Genomic DNA, 17,508 nt, shown 5'->3' on the forward strand with positions numbered 1-17,508 from the left:
GAGTCTCCCATGAGACTGTTGTGGAAAGGGCTGTCCAGTTACACGGTGATCGGGGTCGCCAACACCCTGATTCACTGGCAGATCTTTTTCCTGCTGAGCGTTGCGGCCGGCCTCAGTCAGGCGGTCAGCAACCTGGTGGCCTTCTGCGTGGCTGCGTCGTTTTCCTTCTACATGAACGCGCAATTCACTTTCGCCGCCAGGTCCTCGGTCGGCGGTTATCTACTGTTTGTTTCGGGCATGGGGGCGTTGAGCCTGGGGGTCGGCCATCTTGGCGACGTCTGGCGATTGCACGGTTTGCTCACCGTGGCCCTGTTTTCGGCATTGAGTCTGGTACTCGGATTTTTGTATTCAAAATACGTGGTGTTTCGCAGGCGTGACACATGAAAGTCTCGTTGATTGTTCCGGTGTTCAATGAGGAGCAGGCGATTGACCTGTTCTACCAGGCTGTTCGCCAGGAGCCCTCGCTAAGCCCCTATCAGGTTGAAATCCTGTTCATCAATGACGGCAGCACCGATCACACTTTACTGCTGGCGGGCTCGATCGCTCGGCAGGACAGCGATGTGCTGCTGATTAATTTTTCGCGCAACTTCGGCAAGGAGCCTGCGCTGTTTGCCGGGCTGGAATATGCCACCGGTGATGCGGTCATTCCGATGGATGTGGACTTGCAAGACCCGGTCAGTGTCATTTCCCGGCTGATCAAGGAGTGGACCGATGGCGCTGACGTGGTGCTTGCCAAGCGTCGCAGCCGTTCGGCCGACGGTTATTTCAAACGCCATTTCGCGGCCATGTTCTACCACCTGCTCAATCGGATTGCCTCGACCCGCATCGAAGAAAATGTCGGTGACTTTCGCTTGATGGACAGGAAAGTCGTTGACGTCATCAAGAGCCTGCCGGAGCAGCAGCTGTTCATGAAGGGGGTGTTGTCATGGGCCGGATTCAATACGCGAGTCATTGAATACGATCGCGCGCCACGTGCCGCCGGCAAAAGTAAATTCAATATCTGGAAGCTATGGAACCTGGCACTTGAAGGCATCACCTCGTTCAGCACGGTGCCGTTGCGTGTTTGGTCCTACGTGGGCGGCATCATCTCGCTGGCGGCACTTGTGTATGCGGCCTACATGATTCTGGACAAAATTCTGTTCGGCAACGATGTCCCGGGGTATCCGTCCCTGATGACGGCGATTCTGTTTCTGGGCGGCGTTCAATTGATTGGCATCGGCATCCTCGGTGAATACATCGGGCGCATCTATATGGAGTCCAAGCATCGGCCCCGCTATGTCATCAAGGACATCATCAAAGGCAGTGACGAGCCAGCCGACAAACCCTCACTGAAGAGGATTGTATGAACACGATGGAGCGCCTGGCCGAGGATGTTCAGGTGCGTCAGTGGCGTCTGGTCGTCTACCCATCGATTGTGCTGGCGTTGCTCGCCCTGGCCCTGATCGTTCGATTTCACGGGATTTCAGTCCCGATCATCTGGTACGACGAAGGCTATAGCCTGATGCTGAGCGAGCGTTCGCCGGCATTGATCTGGTCTACCACGGCGGGAGACGTTCATCCGCCGTTGTATTACGTGATTCTTCATTACTGGACGATGCTGTTTGGCGCCAGTGTGGTGGCTGTGCGCGGCCTGAGCGCCGTGGCAGATGTGGGCACGGTGCTGCTCAGTATCAAACTGATGAGTCTGCTTGCCACGCGAAGAGCGGCCTGTATCGCCGCAGTATTGCTGGTGCTGCTGCCGATCACGGTTCGTTACAGCCAGGAAGTGCGCATGTACACGCTCGTCGGTTTCTGGCTGATGGGCGCCACGGTTGCGCTGGTCTGCTGGAGTCGGCAACCGCAACTCAAACGCTATCCCGTGATGTACGTGCTGCTGATGACAGCGGCGTTCTACACGCACTACTTTGCAGTGCTCTGTGTGCTGGTGCATTGGCTGTATTGGTCGGGGCTGGGCAGTGGCAAATCGGCATCGTTGCCTGTGCGCAAGTGGCTGCTGGCCAATCTCGCGATTGTCGTGCTGTATTCGCCCTGGTTGCCGCATCTGATTGACCAGACGTGGAAAATGAAAGGGCTCGAATGGATATCGCCGACCACGTGGGAGATGTTGCCGAGCTTTATCGCGCAATGTGCGGCGATGATTTCAACCACGGAGGGCGGGTTGTGGGGGACGCTGATTGTCTCGGCGGTGGTGATCGCCTGTTGTGTGATGGCGTTGCGGTATGGGCGCACCGATCGCCGCTCGACCGTGCTGGTCATCGGTTACTTCTTCGTACCGCTCATCACGGCGTTTTTCTTGTCATTGGCCGTTCCGATCTTCGTTCCCAGGTACCTGGTGTTTGCCGCGGCCGGTTTGCCTTTGTTCGTCGCCGTTGTGCTGGATCGGTTGGCTGAACGACGTCCTGTGATTGCACTCCTCTGCTTGAGCGTGTTTGTTGCAGGGGAAGTACATGGACTGCAGAAAGTGTATTCGCAGGAAGACGGGCTGAACGGAACCTTCATCCGTAAGATGGCCAGGCTGGATATGTTGGCAGATGGCATCAAGAGGGAGGCCGAGGCGGGCGACGAGTTGGTCATTGACGGCCTGTACTGGTATTTGCCGTTCCACTACTACAACACCACGGGTATCCAGCCGAGGCTTTACATCGCCCGATTGCCGACAGGCGCTTCGGACGGTCCCTTCAACTATGGTGGCTGGCTTCTTATCCCTCAGACGTTGGACTGGATTTTTTTCGACAATGTCGCAACAGTAAAACTCAGTTCCAAAAGAGTCTGGTGGGTGACCGGCAGGCCCCGGCCGGAAAAGGTCGTGACATTTCCCAAGGGGTGGAAACAGACGCAGACCCTCAAGGGAGAGGAAGTCGAGGCGCGCCTGTTTATACTCGGCGGCGAGCGCTGAAGTCGTCCCGAACTTTCCGCGCTGGAGCCAACGTCAGGCCGCTGCCACTTCATTGGGCTCAAAACTGTCCGCCCGCGCCATCTGCCACATCCGCGAGTAGAACTCGCCATTCACTTCACCGGTCAGCAGCTCGCCGGGTTTGAGGAATACATGTAACTGCGAGAACAGCTTGATCTCGGTCGCCGACATGCGTCGCACCAGGTGCTTGGCGGATAACTGCGACGGATGCTCGAGGCCGGCGGCGGCGAGCATTTCCGCCAAAGCCTTGAGCGTGCTGCGATGGAAATTGAATACGCGCTGGGCCTTGTCCGGCACCACCAGCGCGCGCTGGCGCAGGGTGTCCTGGGTGGCGACGCCGGTCGGACACTTGTTGGTGTGGCAGCTCTGCGACTGGATGCAACCGATGGCGAACATGAAGCCGCGCGCCGAGTTGGCCCAGTCGGCGCCGATGGCCAGCACGCTGGCGATGTCGAAGGCGCTGACGATCTTGCCGCTGGCGCCGAGTTTGATCTTGTCCCGCAGGTTCAGGCCCACCAGGGTGTTGTGCACGAACAACAGGCCCTCGCGCATCGGCACGCCGATGTGGTCGGTGAACTCCACAGGTGCCGCGCCGGTGCCACCCTCCTTGCCATCCACCACGATGAAGTCCGGGAGGATGCCAGTCTCGAGCATGGCCTTGGCAATGCCCATGAACTCCCACGGATGGCCGAGGCAGAACTTGAACCCCACCGGTTTGCCACCGGACAGTTCACGCAGTTGTGCGATGAAATGCATCATTTCGATGGGCGTGGAAAACGCGCTGTGGCGAGACGGTGACACGCAGTCTTCGCCCATCAGGATGCCGCGGGTTTCGGCGATCTCTTTGGTGACCTTGTGTTTGGGCAGGATCCCGCCGTGGCCGGGCTTGGCGCCCTGGCTCATCTTGATTTCGATCATCCGCACCTGCGGCGTTTGCGCTTGCGCCGCGAAGCGCTCCGGGTCGAAGCGACCGTCGCTGGTGCGGCAACCGAAATAGCCGCTACCCAGTTCCCAGGTCAGGTCGCCACCATGTTCCCGGTGATAGGGGCTGATGCTGCCTTCGCCGGTGTCATGGGCGAAATTGCCGAGTTTGGCGCCCTGGTTCAAGGCGCGGATGGCGTTGGCGCTGAGCGAACCGAAGCTCATGGCTGAAATGTTGAACACCGACGCCGAATACGGCTGGGTGCACTGCGGGCCGCCGACCGTGACGCGGAAACTGCTCGGGTCGCTCAACGGCGCCGGGCGCATGGAATGGCCGATGAATTCGAAGCCCGACTGATACACGTCGATCAGCGTGCCGAAGGGTTTGTCGGCGGTTTCATTCTTGGCCCGGGAATAGACCAGCGAACGCTGGGCCCGGGAGAAGGGCAGGGCGTCGCTGTCGGATTCGAGCAGGTACTGGCGGATTTCCGGGCGGATGCCTTCGACCAGATAGCGGATATTGCCGAGGATCGGGTAATTACGGCGCACCGCGTGGGGAACTTGCAGCAGATCAAACAGGCCGACCAGACTGAGGACACCGGTAACGGCGGTGATCGGCCAGAGCCAGTCATAGTCAAGAAATGGCAGGCTGGCGAGGGTGAAAATCACGCAGACGGCAAAGAAGGCGTAGCGGCTCAGGAGTGACAGGCTCATACGGTTTCCTTGGGTTCGGACTCAATAAATTTGGCTAAACACAAAACACTGTGGGAGCGGGCTTGCTCGCGAAGACGGTTCCACATTCAGCATTTATGTTGACTGACACACCGCTATCGCGAGCAAGCTCGCTCCCACATAAGAGCAAAGCGCTCCACAGGACGTTCAGGCATTTTGTGCCTGGAGAAAAATCGAAAACAGCTCGGACTGGGACTTGATCCCCAGCTTGCTGTACATGTGTTTCTTATGGACTTTCACGGTTTCGACCGAGATTTCCAGCTTACGGGCGATTTCTTTACTGGAGCAACCGCTGAGCATCAAACGCCCGACATCCAGTTCCCGGGCGGTCAACTGCGCGCCCTTGAGTTGCTGCACCGAAGCTTCCAGCTGTACCCGCCAATCGGCCTGCGGTGGTGCGGGGGCCAGGGCCACGACTTCGTTGATCTCATAGGGTAGACGCTGGCGCAACAAACCGAGCACCCACGGCTGGATCAACGACAACAAGGCGATCTGCTGGCTGCTGAAGCGCTGCGTACTGCCCAGTGACAGGCACAGTGTGCGGTCACCTTCGAGCTGACAATTGAACTGGATTTCGTCGGCCACCACATTCAGACGAAAGTAGCGCTGGTAATACTCGGTCAGCTCGAAGTGTTCCGGGGCGACTTCCGACAGGCGATACAGTCCGGTGCGCGACTGCTCGCGGCAGGCGATGTAGAACGGGTCGAGCAGATACAGGCCGCGCAGGTAATCCTGGAACAACTGGTCGGGGCTGCCGTCCTCGCCGGGGCATTCGGCGAACACCTGCGGGCGCTGATCGGCGCTGAAAAGCAGGGCTACCCAGCTGTCGAAGGACACGTACTGATCCAGCAAACGCACCAGCTGGGTCCAGAAATTGGGCTTGTCCAGGGCGTCGATCAGTTGCCCCACCGAGCGGTGCCAGGCGATGTCGTCCAACGAGAGTGCCATGCATCTACCCCTATCGTGTTACCCCAGCGGCGTGATTCCCCGCCCGGTTGCTTGCTGCGCATACTGGCGCACAGACACCGACCGGGCAATCTTTCTGCCGCCCGGTCCATAACAAGGAATACCCATGAAGGTCGAACTCGCCCAATTGGCAGGTCGTGACAATGACACGGCCTACAACCTCGAACGCACCCTGGCGGCGATTGCCGGGTGCGCAGCCGACACGCAGCTGATCATGTTCCCTGAAGGCCATTTGATGGGTTTCCCTTCGGCTGAGTCCGTAGCCGAGGTGGCCGAGGCGCCGGACGGACCGTCCGTCAGTGCGGTGCTCGCCGCCGCCCGCCAGCACAATATCGCCGTGGCCATTGGCATGGCCGAAAACGACAACGGCCGTTTCTACAACACCACGCTGCTGATCACTCCCGAAGGCATCGCGCTGAAGTACCGCAAGACTCACTTGTGGGCCTCGGATCGCGGTGTCTACGAGGCGGGCGATCGCTACGCCACCTGCCTGTGGAACGGCGTGCGCGTGGGTCTGCTGATTTGCTACGACATCGAATTCCCCGAAAGCGCCCGCGCCCTGGCGCAACTGGGTGCCGAACTGTTGATCGTCACCAACGGCAACATGGACCCGTATGGCCCGACCCACCGCACCGCGATCATGGCCCGCGCCCAGGAAAACCAGGCGTTTGCGCTGATGGTTAACCGGGTGGAAGCGGGTGACGGTGGTTTGCTGTTTGCCGGCGGCAGCGCATTGGTCGATCCGCTGGGCACCCTGTTGTTCGAAGCCGGGCGCGAGGAAGGGCAGTTTGCGGTTGAACTGGACCTGAATCAGCTGACGGCGGCGCGTCGGGATTATCGGTACCTGGATGATCAGCGGCTGCAGTTGCCGGGAGAGGTGGTTGAGCGGGCCTGCGGGTTGCGCGAGCTGCTGATTCCCAAGGGCTGATCCGGATTCTGTGTTGGCTGGACTGACGCCTTCGCGGGCAAGCCCGCTCCCACATTGGCCTTGTGAACGCCCGAGATCCCCTGTGGGAGCGAGCTTGCTCGCGATGAGGCCCTCCCGGACGACACACCTGTCTGACCGAATAACAACAACGCAACACCCGTAATTTGCGCCGAACTCGGCTCTGCCATAAATCCAATAAAATTCGGAGTAGTCGCTCATGGCTCGTTTGCAACGCACCCTGTCACTGGGGTCGGTGGTGCTGTTTGGCATTGCCTACATGACGCCGATCATTGTGCTCGGCACCTTTGGCATCCTCGCTCAATCCACCGCCGGCATGGTGCCGGCCGCGTACCTCGCGGCGCTGGTGGCGATGTTCTTCACCGCCATGAGCTACGGGCGCATGGCCTCGGCGTTCCCGGTGGCCGGCTCGGCCTACAGCTATGTGCGCAAGGCCATCAGCCCGAAACTCGGGTTCATCGCCGGTTGGGCGGTGCTACTCGATTACCTGTTCCTGCCGATGGCGATCTGGCTGATCGGTGCGGCCTACCTCAACTCCGCATTCCCGGCCGTGCCGCAGTGGGTCTGGGTACTGGCGTTCATCAGCATTACCAGCGCGATCAACATCGTCGGCCTGAAACTGGCCAACGGCATCAACGCCTTGCTGATGCTGGTGCAGTTCCTGGTGCTGACCGCCTTCGTTGCATTGTGCGTGCATTACGTCGGCGGTGATGCGAGCACGCCGTTGTGGTCGATCAAGCCGTTCTTCAATGGCGATATGCAGATGCCGTTGATCATGAGCGGCGCGGCCATCGCCTGTTATTCGTTCCTGGGCTTCGACGCGGTCAGCACCTTGACCGAGGAAACCCGCGATCCACGCCGCACCATTCCTCGGGCGATCATGCTGATCACCCTGATCGGCGGGCTGATTTTTGTCGGCGTATCGTACTTCGTGCAAATCGCCCATCCGTCGTTCCAGTTCGAGAGTGTCGACTCGGCGGCCTATGAAATTGCCCGCAACATCGGTGGTGACCTGTTCGTCTCGATCTTCCTGATCGGCCTGATCGTCGGCCAGTTCGCTTCGGGCCTGTCGGCCCAGGCCAGCGGTTCGCGGCTGCTGTATGCCATGGGCCGTGACGGCGTGCTGCCGAAAGCGTTTTTCGGCACCTTGCACGAACGCTTTGGCACGCCGATCAACAGCATCCTGCTGTGCGCGGTGGTGGCATTGCTGGCACTGAAACTGGACGTCACCACCTCGACCTCGTTCATCAATTTCGGCGCGTTCCTGGCGTTCAGCCTGGTCAACCTGTCGGTGATCTTCCATTACTGGATCGGTGGCGAGAAGAAAGGCCTGCGTGAACTGGTGCTGTTCCTGATCTTCCCGTTCATCGGCCTGGCAGCGGATTTGTGGCTGATGGTCAGCCTCGATCATCTGGCGGTTTATCTGGGATTGAGCTGGCTGGCGATTGGCGTGGTGTACCTGGCGGTGTTGACTGGCGGTTTCCGTCGGCAGCCGCCGGAGATGGATTTCCAGGAAGCTGTATAAGCGAGCTACAGGCTGCGATCTACTTGTGGGAGCGAGCCTGCTCGCGAAAAACGTCTGGACAACGCAATCATTCAGATAGGGCGCGTTATCGTTGACGTCCATCGCGAGCAGGCTCGCTCCTACAGGGGATCAGCGGCATCTGCAAAAATCGGTTCGGCTGTTTGCTTTGGTTTTTGATCGAGAGCGGCGGACATGTGATCCTTGCTGCTTTTGAGTCAAAGGCCTTTGATCATGACGACGTTTCCCGCCCAGTCCACCGGACTTATCCACATCGCCGCCGCTTTGTTGATCGGCCCTGACGGTCGCACGCTGCTGGTGCGCAAGCGCGGCACCACGGCGTTCATGCAACCGGGTGGCAAGATCGAGCCCCATGAATTGCCGATTCACGCCTTGGCCCGTGAACTGGAAGAAGAGTTGGGTCTGGACATCGTCCCGGCGCAGGCCGTTTACCTAGGCCACTTCTCGGCACCGGCCGCCAATGAGCCGGGCTTTGTCGTGCACGCCGAGCTGTTTCAGCTGAATATTGATTCAGACGTCACCCCGGCGGCGGAGATCGAAGAGGTGATCTGGATTGATCCACACACCGACGGTGGTGTCTGTCTGGCGCCATTGACACGGGACCTGATCCTGCCGTTCTATCGAGCATCGCTGACCGCGATCGCCTGATCATTACGCAAAGGACTTCGCCCATGATCCCGCTTCAAGACTTGCTGATTTTTGCCGCTGCCGCATTGCTGATGGTGCTGACACCGGGGCCGAACATGATCTACCTGATCTCCCGTTCGATCTGCCAGGGCCGCAAGGCCGGGGTGATCTCGTTGCTTGGGGTGGTCGCCGGATTCTTCGTGCACCTGTTTGCCGCCGCCGCCGGTTTGACCGCGGTGTTCCTGGCGGTGCCGATGGCCTATGAGGTGTTGAAGTGGGCCGGTGCGTTGTACCTGTTGTGGCTGGCCTGGCAGGCGGTCAAGCCTGGTGCGCGCTCGCCGTTCGAGGCGCAGCAATTGCCCCCTGATTCGTCGCGCAAACTGATCACCATGGGCTTTCTGACCAGTGCCCTGAACCCGAAAATCGCGGTGTTCTATCTGTCGGTGTTTCCGCAATTCATCACGCCGGAGCATGGCTCGGTGTTCAGCCAGAGCATCATTCTCGGCCTGACCCAGATCAGCGTCAGTTTCTGCGTCAACCTGATGATCGCCATGTTTGCCGCGGGTATCGCCTCGTGGTTCGTCAACAACCCGACCTGGCTGGCGATGCAGCGCTATTTCATGGGCTTCATATTGTCGGGGCTGGCACTGCGGCTGATGCTTGAGCAAAAACGGATGGCTTGAGCATGTGGATCGAGCGACTGGATGCCGGCCATGCCCTGGACTATCGGGCGCTGATGCTCGAAGCCTACGACCTGCACCCGCAGGCTTTTACCTCGAGTGTGCGTGAGCGGGCGGCGATGCCGCTGAGCTGGTGGGAGTCGCGCCTGGCCGGCAAGCTGGACGTGGTGCTTGGGGCGTTCGAAGAAGGGCGCCTGGCCGGCATCGTCGGCCTCGCGTTCGAGCCTCGGGAAAAGGCCCGGCACAAGGTGACGCTGTTTGGCATGTACGTCTCACCAACGGTCCGCCAGCGCGGGCTCGGCTATCAACTGGTCCGGGCGGCACTGGCCGAGGCGCAGAACCATGCGGGTTTGCGCCTGATCCAGTTGACCGTCACCGCCGGCAACGATGCTGCGTTCAACCTCTACCAGCGCTGCGGTTTCGTCCAGTTCGGCCTGGAACCGATGGCGGTGCGGGTGGGGGAGGATTACTTCGACAAGATCCACATGTGGCGCGAACTTTAAGGCTCACCGAGATCCCTGTGGGAGCGGGCTTGCCCGCGATAGCGATATGTCTGATACATCAATGTTGGATCTGCCGCCGCCATCGCGGGCAAGCCCGCTCCCACAGGGGGGATGTTTTTCTATCGAACCGCACTAACCCCATCCAATGTCGAAAACGACGTGTCCTTGGCCGTCAGCAAGAAGTCGCGCATATACGGCGCATCGAGCATGTCGGCCCGGATCGCGGCGTACAGCGTGGCGAACAAACCTTTCTCACCCAGCCGCTTGCCTTTCACGTAACCCCGCGAGCTGTATTCATGCAGCGCCCAATGGGGCATGCCGCACACGCCGCGACCGCTGGCCACCAGTTGCATCATCATCACCGTCAGTTCCGAAGTGCGGACCTGTGCCGGTTCGATGTCGGCGGGTTCGAGGAAGCGGGTGAAGATGTCCAGCCGGTCCCGTTCCACCGGGTAGGTGATCAGGGTTTCCGGGAGCAGGTCTTCGGGGACGATGTAGGCTTTGCCAGCCAGGCGGTGCTGGTTGGCCACCGCCAGCATCGCCTCATAGGTGAACAGCGGGACATAGGTGATCCCGGCCAGATCCAGCGGGTCGGAGGTTACTACCAGGTCCAGGTCGCCACGGGCCAGGGCCGGCAGTGGGGCGAAGGAAAAACCCGAAGCCAGGTCCAGTTCGACTTCCGGCCAGGCGTCGCGGAACTGGTCGATGGTCGGCATCAGCCATTGGAAGCAACTGTGGCATTCGATGGCCATGTGCAGGCGCCCGGCGGTGCCACCGGCCAGGCGACTGATGTCACGCTCGGCAGCGCGCAGCAGCGGCAAGGTGGCGTCGGCCAATTGCAGCAGGCGCAAACCGGCGCTGGTGAAGCGCACCGGTTTGGTCTTGCGCACGAACAACGGCATGCCCATTCGCTCTTCCAGCTCCTTGAACTGGTGAGACAGGGCCGACTGGGTCAGGTGCAGGCGATCGGCCGCATCCACGAGGCTGTCGGCTTCGCGCAAGGCGTGCAGGGTCTTGAGGTGACGGATTTCAAGCACCGGAGGCTCCATGAGTAAAACTTGTCGATAATTCGAAAAGGTTGAGTTTGTCTCATGTTGATGCCGCTGTCGACCCTAAGCACGGCGGAGCACATTGCGTGCTCCGCCGTTGTTGCTTCACAGCGTGGAAAAGTGCTTGTTGCCCAGCGGTTTGCCGATGTCGCCGCGCCAGATCGCCTCGACCGTACCACCACTGGCGGCCACGTCCTTCTGCCATTGCAGGCCCAGGTTGCGTTGTTCCGGCCGTTTCAGGTGGCCTTTGACGAAGTCGCTGAACTGAGGCTTGGCCGAGGTGTAGTGGAAGTGTGCGTACCACAGGGTTTGCGGCGGTTCGCTGCGCAGGTCGCGCACTTCGTATTCCTGCAGGAAATCCCGTCGTCCGTCGGCGCGTTTGCCCAGATCGCGCAGGCCGCCTTCCTTGCGAATGTCCACCACTTGCTGTTCAAGCAGATAGTCCAGATAACCTTCGGTCGGGGTTTTGCTGCTCATGGTCTGATTGATGCGCAAGGTACGCCCCGTGCGCAACATCTCATCGGCCCGATTGCGCAATTGCAGCGCGACGGCCTCGGCGGGGGACAATCGTTCGATGGCCCGGGCGCGCGTGGTCAACTCCGTGGCCTCACTGCTCATCATGTGCTCAAGGTCGACCGGCAACATGTCTTGCCGTGCGTAGCCTTCGACTTTGCGGCTGTAGGCGCTTGCCGCCTCCAGCCTGTTCCTGGCTTCTGCCAGCAACGGGCCGACATCGGTCGGCAGTTCCGGCTGCACGGAGCCCGCTGGCTCGCTGAGGTGATATTTGCCACTGGAGCGCGGTAGCCAGGTTTCCGTGCGGCCATCGACGCCTTCGATGGTGAAGCGCTGTTGCCGGGTAGTGGTGTCGGTGCTGGTCACGCCGATCAGCAACTGGTTGTCCTCAGTTTCAAACAATTGCCGTCCGGAGCGTTCTTCCACTGGCGTGATGGAGGAGCGGTTCTTGAGGGCATGGCGAGCGAGTGCTTCCATCTGATCGAGGTTATCCAGAAACACAGTGACTTGCTCCAAGTCCAGGTGTTGCGGATAACCCAGTGTCCAGGCGCCGAGCTGGCGACGGAATTGGGTGTAAATGGCCTGGCAGTCTTCGATAACCCTGTTGCGCTGACCGACGTTGGAGCGTACTTGCGGCAGTTGATGTTGGGTCAGCAGGGCGCGCCCAACCTTCTCGCGGGACTTTTTCAACTGCACATGAAAGTAAGTCCATGACAGGTCGTCGACAGCGTCGTAGTGGGTGATGGTTTCCAGCACATGCGCCGCCTTCAGGTACCGGTAATTGGCATCGCTGTATGCCTTGTTCAGCAGCTCGACGGTCTTGGCCACGTTCTCTTTATGCTTGGGGCGGGTGATGCTGCGGTTCCATCGGTTGGCTTGCTCGACGGCCTGGTATTGCTGGTCGAACTCCTTGATAAAGGTTTTTCGGACCTCCTTGCGCTCGGCCATCAGTTTCAAATGTGCAGCGGTATCGTTGACCGGCGTTGAATCCGAACGGGTGTTCAACTGTTCGATCCGGTCGAGGCTTTCTATCAGTCGCTCCCGGGCCAGGCCGATCCTGCGGTCCAGGCGGTCGACGACAATCCAGGCGCAGCGGCTTTGAATGTCATTGATCTGGGCGCGTTTGTTGCCATGGCTCAATACCATCAGCTCTTCAAGGGTCAGGTACAAAGCCTGTGCGGTTTCGATATCGTTCAGGCAGGCAAGGTCGACAGCGGAGCGAAGTGCCGGGCGCTGCTCGGGTGCAAGATCGAAGTAGCCCTGCACCAGGCTATTGTTCTTGCGGGTCTGGGCATCGAGGCGCCGGGTATAGGCATCGGCGGTGTTTTTCAGGGTCAATTGCCGGCGCAAGGCGCGGTCCGTCCACCAGCGCGGCAGCCGGTTGCGAATGGCGGCAGGCCAGATCGGGTCGAGCCCGTCGGCCATGTGTCCGAGCACGGCACCGCCGCCCACGCCACCCCCTTCGATCACTGTGCCGTACACCGCGTAGTGGGTGTTCCAATGGCCTGACTCATCCAGGGCGATTGGCTGTTTGTAGGTCCGGCTGCTGGTGCCGCTCAAGCGCCAGCGGGGTGGATTGCCTTCCAGTTCGATGCGATAGATCCGCCCCTGTCTGAGCATGAAGTCGCCGTCGGCGTGTCGATACACGTTGCGATAAATGCCTTCGGTGCCCGGGTGCAGACCCGCGAGGGAAATCGGCTTTTCATATTCATAACCCTTGAAACGTTCCAGCGAACGCCGTGCCTGGTGTTGCGTCGATACCTGCAAGGCGCGCGGACTTTTGCCCAGCGCCCGCCACTGACGACTGCGCGTGGCAACGCGGGCTGCGGCAGGGGTGGCAATGGTGCCGGGGAGAATGTCCATGGCCGCGTCGATCAGCGACAAGAGCACCGCCTCCACCTCGGCCAGGCCATGGCCGACTTCACCGCGCAGGAAGGCCGCCACCGCCAGGTTGGCGCTGTTCCAGGCGTCGTACAGGGCGATGGTCGCACCGACGAAGGGCAGCATGCCCAGGGCCATTTTCAAGTAATTGAACATTGCGCCGGACTTCAAGGCGACCTGCTCCAGGTACAACGCATCATTGGAGCGCGATGTCGCCCGATGGGCTTCCAGCAAACGGCCCATGTGCGCATTCAGCAGATGCGCTGCCAGGGAAGTGCTGGCTGGCCAGGGCGTACCGACGCCGATCAGCCCGTCGAAGTTTTTCAATCGGGCCTGGTTGATCCGACTGACGTGGTGGGCGATATCGCCCTTCAAGGCTCGACCGGCCAGGTAGTTGACCATCGAACTGCGCAGGCAATCGTTGAACAGGCGCATCCGCGCCTGTTCAAGGCTGTCGAACTGGCGCAGATAAACGCCGTCGGGGCTGTCGGGCAGATACAGCAGGGTCAGGCCGCTGACGTGCTCCACGATAAAGGTGACGCCGGACAACGTGCTCGGTCCCTGGGCGTGGGTGTCCTTGCCGCCCACGGTCAGGTGCGCGGGCAGCAACTCGATGCGCTTGCCGTTGCTGGCAAAGGCTTCACGGCTGCTGGCGTCGATGGCGATTTCCAGTACTTGCCGGCCGTTGGCATCGATGTCCTTTGCCAGCTCGGCGAATTCGCCTTGCAGGCGAAGCATCAGGCGCCACGGCTCACTCAGACATTCGCGCCGATATTCATTACTGAACGTCGATGCCGTCGAGGGGCCGAGAAAGGTCTCGCGGATCAGCGTTTCATATTGCCCGGCCAGATCCAGTTCAGTGACCAGCCTGCGCAGCCAGGATTGAGTGATGGCGCTTTTCATTTTCTGTTGTTGCGCGGTGTCGACCCCGCTGACCTCGACCCGCATGAACGACAGTCGCCACCACATTTGCTGATCGATATTGCTCAGCGCCAGCTCACCCAGGGACAGCTTGCTGCGCTGCTCGCTGGCGACCAGCACATTTTGCTGAGGGGTGCCTGGTGCGGCGCCTTCAATGAGTACTTTGCGCCAGCTGGTGGAATCCGGAACGTCGAGCAGCACCTGCGCCGCTTGAGTGAGGTCGAAGTCCAGGCGCAGCCGGGCGTCGACAGCCTTGATGGCGAAGGCTTCCCGTGGCGGCAGTTCGCGTTCGAACCACACGTGGGAGCGCTGCATCGCGGCGATCCAGGATTTGAACAGCGTCTTGAGCCGGTCACGCTGCACGGTGGGCAGTTCGCGATGCCACGACGGCAATTGAGCGGCCAGCGCACTGCTCTGGTTTTGCTCGACGATGCGTGCGTACACCCAGTCCCGGGCGGCGGATTGGGGGACGGTCAGGCAGGCGAGGGTCTGTTCGCGCAGTTTTTCCAGTTCGGCCACTCGCTGGCTGGTACGAGCCGGAACAGGATTGGCGGCGATGATCCGGGCCGCCTGTTGTTCACAGCTGTGGAGCTGGGTTTGCAGGGCGTATTCAAACGGCGGACTGCTCAGCGGCAACACGTGCAGTGCCAGGGCCGGGTCGTTGACCGGGCGTTTGAACAGCGATTGTTCCAGCAGCTGTCGAGAGGCAAACCGTTGCAGTCCACCGAAGCGTCCGGGCCAGTAGAGCAACAGGCTGTCGGTCGAATGCGCCAGCAACGCCGAGGATTTGGCAAACAGCAGAACGCCGTCCAGTTCCTCGGTTTGCGTGCGGCGGGTGTCACCTTCGGTGTCGGTTGCCGACAGTTCCAGCCGCGCGACCACCAGGTCGGCCGCTTGGGGCTGATCGGGGGCGTCCAGCACACTGATGAGCCATTGATGCTCTTCACTGTTGATCTGATTCAGGCTCAATTGCAGTTCGGCTTCGGCGCGCAAGCCGTCCTGGCGTGCCTGGTGCAGGGCGGCGTAATGCGGGCCCGCCTGGTGGCGCAACTCCAGCCATTTGAGGGCATCGGCGGTGTCCAGTAGCGCCATCGCGGCGGCACTGCTGGCCTGCTCGGCAGCGCTGAGGGCCTCGAGTTGCTGGTGCAGGCGTTGCAGACGTGGATCCTTGGCATCCCCCGGAAAGTCATCGCCGAGCAGACTCTCCAGGGCCGTCCGTTGTTGTGCCAGCGTGCGGTGACGCACGCCCAAGGGAATATCGGGACTGAGCTGGCCGAACAGGGCTGTGTTGTCCTCTGTCTCCACAAGTGGCAGGTCGGGGGGCGCGGCCAGTACGGCAGCATTGCCGGGCCGGTCCGCGGGGGCGACGGACAAACGGGACAACAGGGCTTCGGCGCTGGTGTGCAGCACAGCCTTGTCGAGGACGGTGTAACCGACACTGACCTTGTCCATCGACAGTCGGGGCTGGTCGAACCGCTGTGGTTGATGCTCGGTCAACCAGCGCTCCAGTTCAGTTCGGCTTTGAAAGATCATCCAGGCGGATGAATGCGAAGGCAGATACAACAGCTGAGCGACCGGTTGATCGGTATCCCGGGTGATGACCAGCGCGCCCGACAGTTGGGCAGACAGACCGTTGTCATCATTGAGAGTCAGCTGTTCGACGTACACGAGGTGCGGGTCAGGCGTTGTTGTTTGCGCTGGCGGGTCGATAAGCGCCAGTAACATTTTGATCTGCCCGGCATCGAGGATGCCTTGGGCAAACGCCCATTGGCTAGAGACCTCGAAATGCTGGCGATACAAGCGGATGGCTTGTTCCCGACGCGAGCGATCGGTGCCGAGCGCGCGTGCGCTCCACCAGGCGGTGTCGAGGTGGACTTGCGAGCTTTGCGCCATGAGGGTGCGCCACTGGTCGCAGCATTCGTCCCAGCGCGCCGAGGCGCTCAGGCTCAGGCCTTGATCCGGGTTTGCGGGCAATGGGAAGGTAAGGCCGAAATCGGCCGTAAGGGGGGTGGTTTCGTCAACCATGACGATGAATCTCCAGAAGGCCGGGCGGTGCCGGCGTTACGGGCATTAGAGGTCCATCGTCAGGGGGGCAGGTGGTACATAGTTATCGCGGGGTGATTTCGACGCCGGATGACCGCCCGGCACTCTTCATCAAACTGTCATGGAACTGTGGCAGCGCGCTTGAACAAACTTCATCAGACTCGCGCTCTACTGGGGTTCTGCGTTTTGGTGTTTTTTCATGGGTGCTGCATTCTTTTCACGAATCATATTTCTGGCCGCGCTGTTGTTCGGCCTGCCGTCCCTGGCGGCTTCACGTTGTGACGTCAATGTTCCGACCGAACGGGTGGATCTGGCCCAGGTAAGCCTGGCGTACCAGAGCATCGGCCGTGCGTCGGACCCGGCCTTGCTGCTGGTGATGGGCCTGGGCGGGCAGTTGATTCACTGGCCGGACGAGGTGGTGGTCGCCCTGTGCCAGCAGGGCTTTCGGGTGATCCGCTATGACAATCGCGATGTCGGCCTGTCGACCTGGCGGCAAGCACCGGCCGAAGCCAACCTGACCTTCGAAGTGCTGCGCTACAAACTCGGATTGCCGGTGTCGTCGCCGTATTCGCTGACCGACATGGCCGACGATGGCCTGGGCTTGATGGACGCCTTGCACATCGATCGATTCCACGTATTGGGCGCCAGCATGGGCGGGATGATCGCCCAGCACATGGCGGCCATGGCACCGCAACGGGTCGAGAGCCTGACCCTGATCATGACCACTTCCGGAGCCGAAGGCTTGCCGGCGCCGAGTGCGGCGCTGGTGCAATTATTGTCCCGGCGCGGCGCACCGAACCGCGAAGTGGCCCTGGAGCAGCAGGCCGACCTGCTGGCGGCACTGGGCAGCCCGATGGTCACCGATGATCGCCAGGTGCTGCTGCATCAGGCGGCACTGTCCTATGACCGGGCGTTCAATCCTGAGGGCGTGAAACGCCAGATCATGGCCATTCTCGCCGAGCCGAGCCGGGTGGCGCTGCTCAACCAATTGCGGGTGCCGGCGCTGGTGGTGCATGGCACGGCCGACCCGCTGTTGCCGGTGATGCACGGGGTGCATCTGGCGGCGCATCTGCGTGGCAGTCAGTTGATCCTGATTCCGGGCCTGGCCCATCGCTTCCAGGAGGCGTTCAAGGCGCCGTTGCTGGCGGCGGTGTTGCCGTACTTGCGCGAGCACCGTGAAGACACTTCGCACTGGGCGCAGATCGAGCCTGTGGCCGATCACAATCTCCTGTAACCCCCGATCCAATGTGGGAGCGGGCTTGCTCGCGA

13 protein-coding genes are annotated in these 17,508 nt (G+C 60.8%); 9 read left to right on the forward strand and 4 right to left on the reverse strand.

The genetic code is table 11. The features are described from left to right. Positions 1-9: 9 nt before the first annotated feature. From ACEN8Z_RS08045 to ACEN8Z_RS08055, 3 genes are read left to right on the forward strand one after another with little or no spacing between them, the layout of a single operon-like run. Positions 10-384: a GtrA family protein gene (locus tag ACEN8Z_RS08045; protein WP_008000221.1), complete on the forward strand. Its 375-nt coding sequence runs from the start codon at positions 10-12 to the stop codon at positions 382-384. Then, positions 381-1,346, forward strand: coding sequence for a glycosyltransferase family 2 protein (locus ACEN8Z_RS08050; protein ID WP_495597292.1), 966 nt, complete (start codon positions 381-383; stop codon positions 1,344-1,346). Before ACEN8Z_RS08045 ends, ACEN8Z_RS08050 begins: the two co-directional genes overlap by 4 nt. Continuing rightward, the gene (locus ACEN8Z_RS08055) at positions 1,343-2,896 is read left to right on the forward strand and encodes a glycosyltransferase family 39 protein (RefSeq protein WP_495597293.1); all 1,554 of its coding nucleotides are present in this window, start codon (positions 1,343-1,345) and stop codon (positions 2,894-2,896) included. The genes ACEN8Z_RS08050 and ACEN8Z_RS08055 overlap by 4 nt, the downstream gene beginning before the upstream one ends. 33 nt (positions 2,897-2,929) lie before the next feature. Here ACEN8Z_RS08055 and ACEN8Z_RS08060 read toward each other — a convergent pair whose 3' ends face one another. Beyond that, the gene (locus ACEN8Z_RS08060) at positions 2,930-4,549 is read right to left on the reverse strand and encodes an FMN-binding glutamate synthase family protein (protein ID WP_495597294.1); all 1,620 of its coding nucleotides are present in this window, start codon (positions 4,547-4,549) and stop codon (positions 2,930-2,932) included. A gap of 165 nt (positions 4,550-4,714) precedes the next feature. After that, positions 4,715-5,515, reverse strand: coding sequence for a helix-turn-helix transcriptional regulator (locus tag ACEN8Z_RS08065; protein ID WP_495597295.1), 801 nt, complete (start codon positions 5,513-5,515; stop codon positions 4,715-4,717). A 124-nt stretch (positions 5,516-5,639) separates the two neighbouring features. Here ACEN8Z_RS08065 and ACEN8Z_RS08070 point away from each other — a divergent pair, with 124 nt between their 5' ends. The 5 genes from ACEN8Z_RS08070 to ACEN8Z_RS08090 all read left to right on the forward strand — a co-directional run bounded on the left by ACEN8Z_RS08070 (position 5,640) and on the right by ACEN8Z_RS08090 (position 9,832). Beyond that, positions 5,640-6,461, forward strand: a complete 822-nt coding sequence (locus ACEN8Z_RS08070) for a carbon-nitrogen hydrolase family protein (protein ID WP_495597296.1) — start codon at positions 5,640-5,642, stop codon at positions 6,459-6,461. 217 nt (positions 6,462-6,678) lie between these two features. Beyond that, complete coding sequence (locus ACEN8Z_RS08075; RefSeq protein ID WP_495597297.1) at positions 6,679-8,004, forward strand: APC family permease; 1,326 nt, start codon at positions 6,679-6,681, stop codon at positions 8,002-8,004. 231 nt (positions 8,005-8,235) lie between these two features. Continuing rightward, positions 8,236-8,670, forward strand: coding sequence for an NUDIX hydrolase (locus ACEN8Z_RS08080; protein WP_495597298.1), 435 nt, complete (start codon positions 8,236-8,238; stop codon positions 8,668-8,670). A gap of 23 nt (positions 8,671-8,693) precedes the next feature. After that, the gene (locus ACEN8Z_RS08085) at positions 8,694-9,332 is read left to right on the forward strand and encodes a LysE family translocator (RefSeq protein WP_007985735.1); all 639 of its coding nucleotides are present in this window, start codon (positions 8,694-8,696) and stop codon (positions 9,330-9,332) included. 2 nt (positions 9,333-9,334) lie between these two features. Beyond that, the gene (locus tag ACEN8Z_RS08090; RefSeq protein ID WP_495597299.1) at positions 9,335-9,832 is read left to right on the forward strand and encodes a GNAT family N-acetyltransferase; all 498 of its coding nucleotides are present in this window, start codon (positions 9,335-9,337) and stop codon (positions 9,830-9,832) included. Positions 9,833-9,951: 119 nt separating this feature from the next. Here the strand turns inward: ACEN8Z_RS08090 and metR are convergent, their stop codons facing one another. Both metR and ACEN8Z_RS08100 read right to left on the reverse strand, forming a co-directional pair. Further along, positions 9,952-10,869 (reverse strand): transcriptional regulator MetR, encoded by a 918-nt coding sequence (gene metR / locus ACEN8Z_RS08095; protein ID WP_008000240.1) that lies wholly within the window; start codon positions 10,867-10,869, stop codon positions 9,952-9,954. A gap of 117 nt (positions 10,870-10,986) precedes the next feature. Next, a complete protein-coding gene (locus ACEN8Z_RS08100; protein ID WP_495597300.1) occupies positions 10,987-16,221 on the reverse strand; it encodes a dermonecrotic toxin domain-containing protein in 5,235 nt (1,744 codons plus the stop codon). 217 nt (positions 16,222-16,438) lie between these two features. On the opposite strand from ACEN8Z_RS08100, the gene ACEN8Z_RS08105 reads away from it, so the two are divergent. Continuing rightward, a complete protein-coding gene (locus tag ACEN8Z_RS08105; RefSeq protein ID WP_495597301.1) occupies positions 16,439-17,473 on the forward strand; it encodes an alpha/beta fold hydrolase in 1,035 nt (344 codons plus the stop codon). The last annotated feature ends 35 nt before the right edge of the window (positions 17,474-17,508 follow it).

The sequence above is a fragment of the Pseudomonas sp. Pseusp10 genome, assembly GCF_059492225.1.

What these genes read in the sequence shown, in the direction of transcription:
- ACEN8Z_RS08075 (WP_495597297.1), top strand. Translation starts at nt 6,679, where the DNA reads ATGGCTCGTTTGCAACGCACCCTGTCACTGGGGTCGGTGGTGCTGTTT.
- ACEN8Z_RS08055 (WP_495597293.1), top strand. Translation starts at nt 1,343, where the DNA reads ATGAACACGATGGAGCGCCTGGCCGAGGATGTTCAGGTGCGTCAGTGG.
- ACEN8Z_RS08065 (WP_495597295.1), bottom strand. Translation starts at nt 5,515, where the DNA reads ATGGCACTCTCGTTGGACGACATCGCCTGGCACCGCTCGGTGGGGCAA.
- ACEN8Z_RS08045 (WP_008000221.1), top strand. Translation starts at nt 10, where the DNA reads ATGAGACTGTTGTGGAAAGGGCTGTCCAGTTACACGGTGATCGGGGTC.
- ACEN8Z_RS08105 (WP_495597301.1), top strand. Translation starts at nt 16,439, where the DNA reads ATGGGTGCTGCATTCTTTTCACGAATCATATTTCTGGCCGCGCTGTTG.
- ACEN8Z_RS08070 (WP_495597296.1), top strand. Translation starts at nt 5,640, where the DNA reads ATGAAGGTCGAACTCGCCCAATTGGCAGGTCGTGACAATGACACGGCC.
- ACEN8Z_RS08050 (WP_495597292.1), top strand. Translation starts at nt 381, where the DNA reads ATGAAAGTCTCGTTGATTGTTCCGGTGTTCAATGAGGAGCAGGCGATT.
- ACEN8Z_RS08100 (WP_495597300.1), bottom strand. Translation starts at nt 16,221, where the DNA reads ATGGTTGACGAAACCACCCCCCTTACGGCCGATTTCGGCCTTACCTTC.
- ACEN8Z_RS08080 (WP_495597298.1), top strand. Translation starts at nt 8,236, where the DNA reads ATGACGACGTTTCCCGCCCAGTCCACCGGACTTATCCACATCGCCGCC.
- ACEN8Z_RS08085 (WP_007985735.1), top strand. Translation starts at nt 8,694, where the DNA reads ATGATCCCGCTTCAAGACTTGCTGATTTTTGCCGCTGCCGCATTGCTG.
- ACEN8Z_RS08060 (WP_495597294.1), bottom strand. Translation starts at nt 4,549, where the DNA reads ATGAGCCTGTCACTCCTGAGCCGCTACGCCTTCTTTGCCGTCTGCGTG.
- ACEN8Z_RS08090 (WP_495597299.1), top strand. Translation starts at nt 9,335, where the DNA reads ATGTGGATCGAGCGACTGGATGCCGGCCATGCCCTGGACTATCGGGCG.